At 46.8% G+C, this 9906-nt stretch carries 7 protein-coding genes; 2 read left to right on the plus strand and 5 right to left on the minus strand.

Going from position 1 to position 9906, the window contains the following annotated elements:
* Window positions 1-198: 198 nt before the first annotated feature.
* From ABW391_RS25335 to ABW391_RS25355, 5 genes are all read right to left on the minus strand, one after another.
* On the minus strand, window positions 199-1293 hold the full coding sequence (locus ABW391_RS25335; RefSeq protein ID WP_353484699.1) for a tetratricopeptide repeat protein: 1095 nt from the start codon (window positions 1291-1293) through the stop codon (window positions 199-201).
* Between the two features lie 33 nt (window positions 1294-1326).
* Complete coding sequence (locus tag ABW391_RS25340; RefSeq protein WP_353484700.1) at window positions 1327-1974, minus strand: class I SAM-dependent methyltransferase; 648 nt, start codon at window positions 1972-1974, stop codon at window positions 1327-1329.
* A 66-nt stretch (window positions 1975-2040) separates the two neighbouring features.
* Window positions 2041-3198 (minus strand): BtaA family protein, encoded by a 1158-nt coding sequence (locus tag ABW391_RS25345; RefSeq protein WP_353484701.1) that lies wholly within the window; start codon window positions 3196-3198, stop codon window positions 2041-2043.
* A 125-nt stretch (window positions 3199-3323) separates the two neighbouring features.
* Window positions 3324-5459 carry a polyphosphate kinase 1 gene (ppk1, locus tag ABW391_RS25350; RefSeq protein WP_353484702.1) on the minus strand — a complete coding sequence of 712 codons (2136 nt, stop codon included), beginning with the start codon at window positions 5457-5459 and terminating at the stop codon, window positions 3324-3326.
* Window positions 5460-5646: 187 nt separating this feature from the next.
* Window positions 5647-6489 carry a DUF6089 family protein gene (locus ABW391_RS25355; RefSeq protein WP_353484703.1) on the minus strand — a complete coding sequence of 281 codons (843 nt, stop codon included), beginning with the start codon at window positions 6487-6489 and terminating at the stop codon, window positions 5647-5649.
* A gap of 161 nt (window positions 6490-6650) precedes the next feature.
* Here ABW391_RS25355 and ABW391_RS25360 point away from each other — a divergent pair, with 161 nt between their 5' ends.
* The gene (locus ABW391_RS25360; RefSeq protein WP_353484710.1) at window positions 6651-8453 is read left to right on the plus strand and encodes an ABC transporter ATP-binding protein; all 1803 of its coding nucleotides are present in this window, start codon (window positions 6651-6653) and stop codon (window positions 8451-8453) included.
* Between the two features lie 42 nt (window positions 8454-8495).
* Window positions 8496-9794, plus strand: coding sequence for an NAD(P)/FAD-dependent oxidoreductase (locus tag ABW391_RS25365; RefSeq protein ID WP_353484704.1), 1299 nt, complete (start codon window positions 8496-8498; stop codon window positions 9792-9794).
* Window positions 9795-9906: the final 112 nt, after the last annotated feature.

Here is a 9906-nt window from a genome sequence, read left to right on the forward strand (position 1 = left end):
TTCGAAGAGCACGAAAGGTCAGAAACTGTTCCTAAATCCATTATAATTAATGTGTAAGATGATACTCTCTATGCTAAATATAGTGATATTTTTACTACAAATTAATATTTACAAAAAAAAACTGAATTATTCCTCAAATTTTGCAAAAATGAGGAGTAATCCAGTTTTTCCACAACTCAATTTTACTCTTTGTAAATGCTATACCTCAATAACTCCGCGAAGATCCGGGTTGAGGCTTAGGGCTTTTTCATAATCTTCTCTGGCTTCGCCGATGCGTCCCAATGATTTGAGCAGGATGGCGCGGTTGATGTAGCCTTCGGCATATTCAGGCCGGTTTTCGAGGGCGCGATCGTAATCTTGCAAGGCTTCTTCAAATTGCCCAAGGTCGCCGAGTAGATTGCCCCGGTTGTTGTAGGCTTCTGCTTCCTGGGGGTTCAATTCAATGATTTTGGAATAATCGGCAAGCGCTTCATCGTATTGCTCGAGTTTTTTGTAGACAATGGCGCGGTTGAAGCGCGCATCGGTACCATCGGGGAGCAATTCAATGGCTTGTCCATAATCGGCCAGGGCTTCTTCGTAGCGCTCCAGGTCATCAAGCAGGTTGCCCCGCGAAATCCAGGCATTGCTTTCCTTGGGATTTATCTCCAGCACTTTATCGTAATCCTTCAATGCCTCTTCGTGGTAGCCCAATCCGTACAGCAAATTGGCGCGGTTGAAATGTGCCACCAAAAACTGTGGTCGAATGCGGATGGCCGTGGTGTAATCGTTCATGGCCTCCTGGTAGCGACTCAGATCGGTGTACAGGTTGGCACGCGCTACGTAAGAATCGGCGTGATCGGGACGCAGTTTGATGGTTTGCCCCAAATCATCCAGGGCATTTTCCCAATCCCCTTGGCGCAACAGCACCATGGCCCGATTAAAATACAAGGCAGGATCCTGAAAGTTTTTTTCCAGGGCTGCATCGTAATCTTCCAGCGCTTCCTCCAATTGCCCCATTTCCGTATACAGGATGGCACGGTTGTAATAGGCGTCTGGGTCATGCGGATTGAGTTCGATGGCTTTATCAAAATCAGCAATTGCCTCTTCCGATTTATTGAAAAAGATGTACAGATTGCCCCGATTGTTGTAAGCTCCGGTATCGGTCGGATTCAGTTCGATGGCTTTCGCGTAGTCGGCCATGGCCTCTTCATAGCGGCGCTCCGTGGTATACAATACCGCCCGATTGAAATAGGCGTCGGCATAATCTGGACGGGTTTCGATGACCTCGGTCAGTTCTTCAATGCTAGCTTGCATTATTAATTTTTATGCATAACACTCCAAAACAATTTATTTTCTTCCCACAAAAACCATGTACTCCCAAACGCCCAAATAAGCCAATTTGACCAAATTGACCACCGGGGTGAATTCCTGGATGAGCAGTGGGGTCAGGTGGCTGTCCATCCGTACGTGGTTGTTGGCCATGTGTTTTTTGAACCAGAGGTTGCGCGAATCGTGAAAATCGGTCACCGCTACGTAGCCTCCAGGCTTGAGGTCGGCTTTGGCTTGCAGAATCAGGTCTTTCCACTGTGGATTGATCATGGTCAGAGAGTAAGAAAACAGTACCAAATCCAGTTGTCCGTTCCAGGCGGTATCACCAAGCGTGTAAGGTTGCTCCAACACATTCACCCGCTCGCCAAAAGCGAGGGTATTCTTTTTGGAAAGCTCCACCATATCGGTAGAAACGTCCAGGCCGGTTAGTTTGGCATTCGGAAAACGCTTGGCCAAATTGATCAGATTGTACCCGGTGCCACAACCCACCTCGAGGATGTTCCAGCTTCCTTGCGGATCGAGTGGAATTTCGCGGATGATTTGATTCCGGCCAAATAAAAAGCTCCAGCGGGTAGCATCGTAAATTTTGGATTGCAGCTTATAATAACGCTGCATCGTACTGTTCTGCTCTGCTTCGGAGAGCGATTCGAATTTTTCGAAAGCCATTGTTCTTTATTGTTGAACATTTTGTCGTCCCAATTTTACTTGCGAAAAGTCGGGACGACTCTTGTTTTATTTCACAATTGCCAAATACACGCTAGCATAAGTACCTACCCGATCTTCGCCGTGGGTTTTGGTGGTCAATTCTTGCTCAAAATCAACGGCATCCAGCACGAATTGTGGGAAAAAGTCAACTTCGTGTGCGGCAGAACGCAGCAAAATGCGCGTTCCCGGGCGGCTATTGGCCAGGATCAGTTGCCATTCTTCTTCAAGTACGGGAATGTTGTTGGCAGCCAACCAGTCCTGGTGGTCGAGCAAGATGTAATGTGAATACTTTCCTGGATTTTCCTTCAAGAAAGCACTGATGGTGCAGGTATGTGTCTGGATTTGGTCAATGCGCTCTTTCAACTCCTCAAAATTCTGCTCTTCCAGGTAAGAGGGGCAGCAGGTTTTGGTGTATTTGCCATCCAGGTAGAGGCGGTAGAAGTAATTGTCGTGGGTAGGGGTTTGGGTAAACACCTTGCGCAAACACTCCTGAATGAAACCCATTGCGCCCCGCTCGTATTTTTTGGCAAAAAGCAATTGCTGGCTGCGCGGTACGCCCACCATCGACATGGTCAGGTGACGATTGACCACAAATTCAACCAGTTTATTGGCTATTTTGGACTCGATGCGGTTGTAGATCTTGGTTTGTTCTTCCAGGTTATGGGCATCGAACATCATCTTGATCTGGCGGTACAGCTTTTTGCGGGTTTTCAGGTACTTGTTGAAAATCCAGGCCAGGGTACCAGAGGTACTGAAATGGTAAAAGCTTTTGCGAATGCCTTTGCCATTGAAATATTTCCAGTTTTCGTCCCAGTATTCTTTTGCAGAATCAGGCAGGTCATTTCTCAGTTTCTGCTGATAATGTGTTTCAGCTTCAGGCATGACTCCATCCCCAAACATGATCCAATGCTCCGGATAAGTCGCATTTTTGAAGCTGGCTTTTTTCAGCTCCAACAAGGCGTTTTGCCGGGGGTTCATGTCAATACAATTGATCTTCATAGGGTTATCCAACAAATAATCCAAGGCATTGCAACCAGCGCTGGTGATCATCACCACTTCACTGTCTTGGTTTAATTGAAGCAACTGGCGGTCGCAACGAGGGTCTTCCCAGCAGGTGTTGTAAACCAGGTTTTTGGTATGCACCTGGCGGAAAACCCAATCTCTCAAATCATTAATTCCTTTCACAGTTACTAAGATTGGTTAGTTAAATGGTAATACAGGACTTGGGAAAAATTTGTCAAAATTAAATAATCCCTGAAATTATTCCTGATTTGTGACAAAGTGGATTAAAACTGTCAAAGAAAAAAATATTATTTATTGGTTGTCAGATTGGTACGCAGGTTTAAATAAATGTCTTTCTGGGCCCTCACCATGATTTCGCCTTCAGAAACGACCTTTCGGGGGTTGTCCAATGCCGCATTGATCAAGCGGGCTTTGACATTATCGGCCCATTGGATGTGCAAAAACTTGATCAGCTCCCGTTTCAGATCGGGGTTGTAAATGGGAAAAACCACTTCCACCCGTCGGTCAAGGTTGCGGGTCATCCAGTCTGCCGAAGCCAGGTACAACTCTTCCTGCCCCCCATTGGCAAAATGGTAAATCCGGGCATGTTCCAAAAAGCGATCGATGATGCTGATGGCTTCGATGTTTTCACTCAACCCAGGAAGCCCCGGGATGGCACAGCAAATGCCCCGAATGATGAGTTTGATTTGTACGCCTGCCAAACTGGCCTCGTACAATTTGTCGATCATCGCGGTATCTTCCAGACTGTTCATTTTCAACATCATCCAGGCGGGCGATCCGGCTTTGGCGTTTTCAATTTCCCGATCCACACAAGCCACAAACTTTTGTCTGCTGTTGACTGGAGAAACCATCAGGTGGTGAAAGGAACCCACCAAGGGTGTTTCTTCCAAAAGGTGGAACACATCGGCTACTTCGTTGGACAAGCGCGGGTCGGCGGTCAGCAACGCATGGTCGGTGTACAGGGTGGCCGTTTTTTCATTAAAATTGCCCGTACCCAGGTAAGCGTAGTAGCGGATCGCGTCCGCTTCGAGGCGGCTGATGAGCAATATCTTGGAATGCACTTTGATGCCTGGCCGGGAGTACATTACTTTTGCCCCGGCTATTTGAAGGGTTTCGCCCCATAGCAGGTTGGATTCCTCATCAAAACGGGCTTTCACTTCTACAAACACCGTTACTTTTTTGCCATTTTCCTGCGCTTCCAGCAGGGCTTTCGCAATCGAGGAATCTTTGGCCACCCGGTACAAGGTGATTTTAATCTCCGTCACCGCCGGATCATTGGCCGCTTCTTTGATCAACTGAGGAATGTAATCGTATTTTTGGTAGGGAAAATGCAGCAAAACGTCCTGCTGCTGCATCACTTTGATGATGGACGCTGCATTTTCCAGATCGGGATGCACATGGGGCGGCATCGGCTCATCGTGCAGTTCGGGTTTTCCGTCTGGCGCCGGGAAGCCAAAAAAATCGCTGAAATTGTGGTAACGCGCTCCGGGAAACAGGTCATTTTTATTCAACTGAAAAATTTCCTTCAATTCTTTGGTTTCCTCAATGCTCATTGCGCTATCGTACAACATCCGGGTGGGAGCACCGCTGGAGCGTTTGGCCAGGCTGTCTTTGATTTTTTGTCGAAGGTCACCGGTGTACTCATCATCGATGTACAGTTCCGCATCCCGCGAAACTTTGATGGAATACGCAGCCTGTACTCCTTCTGGAAAAAGGTGGTGCAAATTGCCCCGAATAATCTCATCCAGAAAAGTAACATTGAATTGTCCATCCAAACCAGGCAGGGCAATGAAACGGGGCAATACGTCGGAAGGGATATTGACCAGGCCAAACTCATCCGCATCTATCAACCGGGCCACAAAATACAAGCTGCGGTTTTTGAGAAATGGTACATCCATTTTATCGGCCATGCGCTGGTGCTGCAGATGGGGGAGAATTTTTTCTAAAAAATAAGTCTTGGCAAATTCTTTCTGTTCTTTAGAAAAAAGTTGGTGATCGTTGAGCAGGAAAATGTTGTTTTCGCGCAGGGCAGGAATGATTTGGCTGCGAAAGATGATGCCAAACTCGACTTGTTGTTGGTGTACAATTTTCTTGAGCTCTTTGAGTTCCTTTTTCGGTTTTACCTCCAACATGGATTTGCGCTCCTGCTTGTCCATGCGTTGGAATTGCCGCAAAGAGGATACCCGAACCCGGTAGAATTCATCCAGGTTGGAGCTGTAGATGGCAAGGAATTTAATCCGCTCGTACAAGGGAACATTGGGATCCCGGGCTTCCTGAAGTACTCGATGGTTGAAGGACAACCAGCTAATGTCGCGCTTGTGGTACATAAATCTTCCTGATCGGGAGCAAGCTGACAGTTCCAGGGTTTTCTTAAATTGGATAGAAAGGTGAACAAAAAAGCCTGCTCGATTTAACAATGCCAAAAGAAAAGCATTTTAAACCGAATCAGTGTTAAGAAATGCGTTAAGTTAATGTAAACAAGCGCCAATTATGACGCAAAAAATTACTCCCCGATTTTTTTAGTGGCTTTTGAATAGAAAGCTCACTTGAAATGAACCGTTCGACTTCCTATTCAAAACCCAAAATCGGGGAGTTAATTTTTCTGCGTTATTAAAACCGCGGACATTCCATGAATTTGGAATACACGCTTTTGGATTTGCCGGTATTTTTGATGCGCCAGGACAAGGTTAGGGCTGGAATAATGTACCAATCGTTGTGGGTTCCACCGCGCCGGTAGGATGCCTCCAGGTTTTCTGGACGGGTTGGATCCAGCAAAGGATTGCTGATGGCTGCGGATAATTCGCCTTTGCGGGTGAGAATATCGCCATACATCACCTGACTGCTGCTGATGTCATCCAGATAATCGGTAAGAGTAGAACGAAAAATCATTTCTGCCCCCAAGGTTAGCTGATCGTTGATCAAAATATTGACTCCACCACCAAAGGGGATACTGAATTGCCCCCGGCTGTAGCGATTTGGGTAGCCAGTCAAACCTTGGCCTTCGGTACCAAGTGGCCTCAACTCCAACAATTGTCCTTTGTAATTGATTTTTGGATTGAACGTAAAAAATGCCACCCCAAATGCGAGGTAAGGAGAAATGACGGTTCTGTTGCGCGGATAACTGACATGGAAAAGATTAAATTCCCCCAATAGAGACAACTCGGTGATGTTGCTTTGAAAATTGAGTCCCCTCTGGAGGTTTACGGAGTTGATCAACTCGTCACCCTGAATCTTTCCCAAAGTCAATCCTGCCCGAAAGCCCAAAAAGCGCGAAAAACGATTGCGCAAAAATACGCCACCTGCCCAACTAAAATCATTTGCATAAACAGCAATTTCTTTGGCTGTTAAATCGCCTGAATACATGGCAATACCACCAGTAACCCCAAAGTCTAAATCCTGGCTAAAGCCACACAAAGGCAAAATTAGGGCTAATGCCAACAACAATTTCTTCATTGGTCTCATTTTTCAGATGGACGAGTATTTATATGATGACTTTTCACAGGGCAATGGAAGTCTAACGTTGAACCCCGAAGGTAAAGTATACCTCGTTTAGTCTTAAAGTAAATTGAATCGATTACTTTTGCACACACACAACTCAATTTTCAATTATGTCGATGGCCAAAAACCGCAATGATCAAGCCGAAGGAGAACAACGCAAGCTCAACGGCGATAGATTACGCAGGTCCTTAAAAGTTTTTCAATACGTTCTCCCCTACCGCTGGCCTTTTATCTGGGGAATGTTTTTCTTGGTTATCGGAAGTTTATTGTTTTTGGCAATCATGAAACTTCCTGGTGAAATCCTGAACATCATTTCTGGCGAGTCAAAATACGGGTTGAGTACCAATATGGCATTTTTTGTCGTCATTGCCCTTCTCGCGGTACAAAGCGTTTTTTCGTACTTGCGGGTACAATTGTTTGCGGTAGTCAGTGAAAAGAGCATGTCTGCCTTGCGCCGCGATTTGTACCAAAAACTGGTCACCTTAGACATCCCTTATCTGGAAGAAAGAAGGGTGGGTGAATTGACGAGTCGGATTACCAACGATGTCACCCAGGTACAAGGGGTGGTATCCCTTACCCTCGCGGAATTCATCCGGCAAATCATTGTCTTTTTGGGTGGGGTTTTCATCATCGTGTTTACGATGCCCAAATTGGCGCTGATCATGCTGGCTACTGTGCCGATTGTAGTTGTTTCCGCCATGTTTTTTGGCCGTTACATCCGCAAGCTCATGCGCGCCCGGCAGGATCAACTGGCGGCAACCAACGTGGTGGTAGAAGAAACCATGCAAAGCATCCAAACGGTAAAAGCCTATACAAATGAAGCTTTCGAAGTGTTGCGCTATGGCAAAAGCCTGACTGAAATGGTACGCATTTCGCTCAAAGCTGCTCAGATGCGTGGACTTTTTGCCGCCTTCATTATTTTTGTCATGTTTGGTGCCTTGTTTTTCATCATCTGGCAAGCTGCCAGAATGGTCGAACAGGGTGTAATGTTGAAAGGTGACCTACTCGATTTTGCCGTTTTTACGGGCATTATCGGTACGGCCATCGCCAGCTTGGGCAATTTTTATACCGAGATTGTATCTGCGGTTGGAGCGACTGAGCGCATTCTTGATATTTTAGATCAACCGTCAGAGATAGAGATTCCTGCGGTTGCTGCGCCAAGTGCGCGGCGCTTTAAAGGCGAAATCAGTTACCAGGATGTGCGCTTTACTTATCCAAGTCGGAAGGATATGCCCGTCCTCAAAGGGATCAGTTTTGACATTGCTGCCGGACAAAAAATTGCCCTGGTTGGCGTGAGTGGCGGCGGAAAATCGACCATTGTACAGCTCTTGTTGCAGTTTTATACCACCGATAGTGGCAAGATCCTGGTGGATGGCCAATCCATCTACGATTATGACCTGACCTTGTACCGCCAAAACATCGCCATCGTCCCACAGGAAGTGATGCTCTTTGGGGGCACCATTCGGGAAAACATTGCTTACGGACGACCAGGTGCTACTGACGAGGAAATCATCGAAGCAGCGCGCCAGGCCAATGCCTGGGATTTCATCAGCTCTTTTCCTGAAGGTTTGGATACCATCGTGGGCGAACGTGGGGTAAAACTCTCTGGAGGCCAACGCCAACGGGTAGCCATTGCCCGAGCCATTTTGAAAGATCCTTCCATCTTGCTGCTGGATGAGGCAACTTCTTCCCTGGATGCGGAATCTGAAAAAGTAGTTCAGGAAGCCTTGAACAAACTCATGGTCGGTCGGACGTCCATCATCATCGCCCACCGCTTGGCCACCATCCGGGACGTAGATTGCATCTATGTGCTGGAAAATGGCGTGATCATCGAAAAAGGGACGCACGATGAACTGTCGGCCATAGAAGATGGCGCCTATAATTCCTTGGCCAAGTTGCAGTTTGAAATGTCGAAATAAACAGCTCTCGAATCCGCATAACTCAAACAAACCAAAATCCTGATGAAAATCAATATCGTCGAAAGCAATCTGGAACGCATTGTCATCGTGGGCGGCGGTTTTGCGGGATTGATGCTGGCAAAAAAATTGGCCAAGGCCAATTACCAGATTGTGTTATTGGACAAAAACAATTACCACCAGTTTCAACCCTTGTTTTACCAAGTGGCTATGGCGGGTTTGGAGCCAAGCTCGATTGCGTTTCCGTTGCGCAAATTTTTCCAGGGCAATCGCAATGTGTTTATCCGCGTGACCGAAGTGACGGCGATTGAGCCCGAAAACAAACGCTTGCAGACTCCATTGGGGATCGTCAACTACGATCACCTGGTGATTGCCACAGGAGCGGATACCAATTTCTTTGGCAATGCCGCTTTGGCAGCCAAGGCTTTGCCTATGAAGTCGGTTTCAGAAGCCCTGTACTTGCGCAACCGCATTCTGGATGATTATGAAAAGACCTTGTCCATAACCGACATGGAAGAAAGACAAGGGTACATCGACATTGTGATCGTAGGTGGCGGCCCAACGGGAGTAGAAATTGCCGGATCACTGGCCGAAATGCGGAAATACATCCTCCCCAAGGACTATCCGGAGATGAATTGTGAAGAAATCGAAATCATCCTGATTCAAAGTGGTGATCAACTGCTCAAGGGGATGTCGGACGAAGCGGCCAAAAAAGCCCTGGAGTTTTTGCAAAAACTGGATGTAAAAGTCATCCTCAACAACCGGGTGACCTCCTACGATGGCGAAATCGTCACCATGAAAGACGGAACCACCATTCGTTCGCGTAAAGTGATTTGGGCAGCAGGGATTCATGGCGCTATTTTCAAAGGTTTTCCTGCCGACGCCATCGGCCCAGGCAATCGCCTCAAAATAGACCACAATTGCCGCGTGCTTGGGCTCGAAAATGTATACGCACTGGGTGATGTAGCGTTGATGAGTGGAGACGAGAAATTTCCCGAAGGGCATCCTCAAGTGGCACAAGTGGCCATGCAAATGGGCAAATATTTAGCGGATGCATTTATACGGAAGCAAAAAGGAAAACCCGTAGGAACATTTGCTTACCGGGATTTAGGCTCCATGGCCACAATCGGAAGGAATAAAGCGGTAGTTGATTTACCATGGTTTAGTTTTCAGGGCTTTTTTGCCTGGTTGGTTTGGCTGTTTGTGCATTTGTTCCAACTCCTGGGGGTACGCAACAAGGTAATGGTGTTCATCAACTGGCTTTGGAATTATATTACCTATGACCAGTCGCTGAGGTTGATGATTCGGCCACATGTGCCACCGAAAGAGGAAAAATCTGAATAATTGGCTAAATTTTGATCGCACACCATTCTCAATAAACGCTGAAAATGGTGTGCAACCTAAAACTTATTTCGCAGCTACCAGGGTAACTTCCAGATCAAACTCGTCGTAGATG

Origin of the sequence: Haliscomenobacter sp. (assembly GCF_040403615.1) — a bacterium.
Lineage (GTDB): Bacteria > Bacteroidota > Bacteroidia > Chitinophagales > Saprospiraceae > Haliscomenobacter.

Bases quoted from the DNA above. Each gene is read 5' to 3' on its own strand.
- ABW391_RS25335 (WP_353484699.1), bottom strand. From the start codon at position 1,293: ATGCAAGCTAGCATTGAAGAACTGACCGAGGTCATCGAAACCCGTCCA.
- ABW391_RS25340 (WP_353484700.1), bottom strand. From the start codon at position 1,974: ATGGCTTTCGAAAAATTCGAATCGCTCTCCGAAGCAGAGCAGAACAGT.
- ABW391_RS25355 (WP_353484703.1), bottom strand. From the start codon at position 6,489: ATGAAGAAATTGTTGTTGGCATTAGCCCTAATTTTGCCTTTGTGTGGC.
- ABW391_RS25360 (WP_353484710.1), top strand. From the start codon at position 6,651: ATGGCCAAAAACCGCAATGATCAAGCCGAAGGAGAACAACGCAAGCTC.
- ABW391_RS25365 (WP_353484704.1), top strand. From the start codon at position 8,496: ATGAAAATCAATATCGTCGAAAGCAATCTGGAACGCATTGTCATCGTG.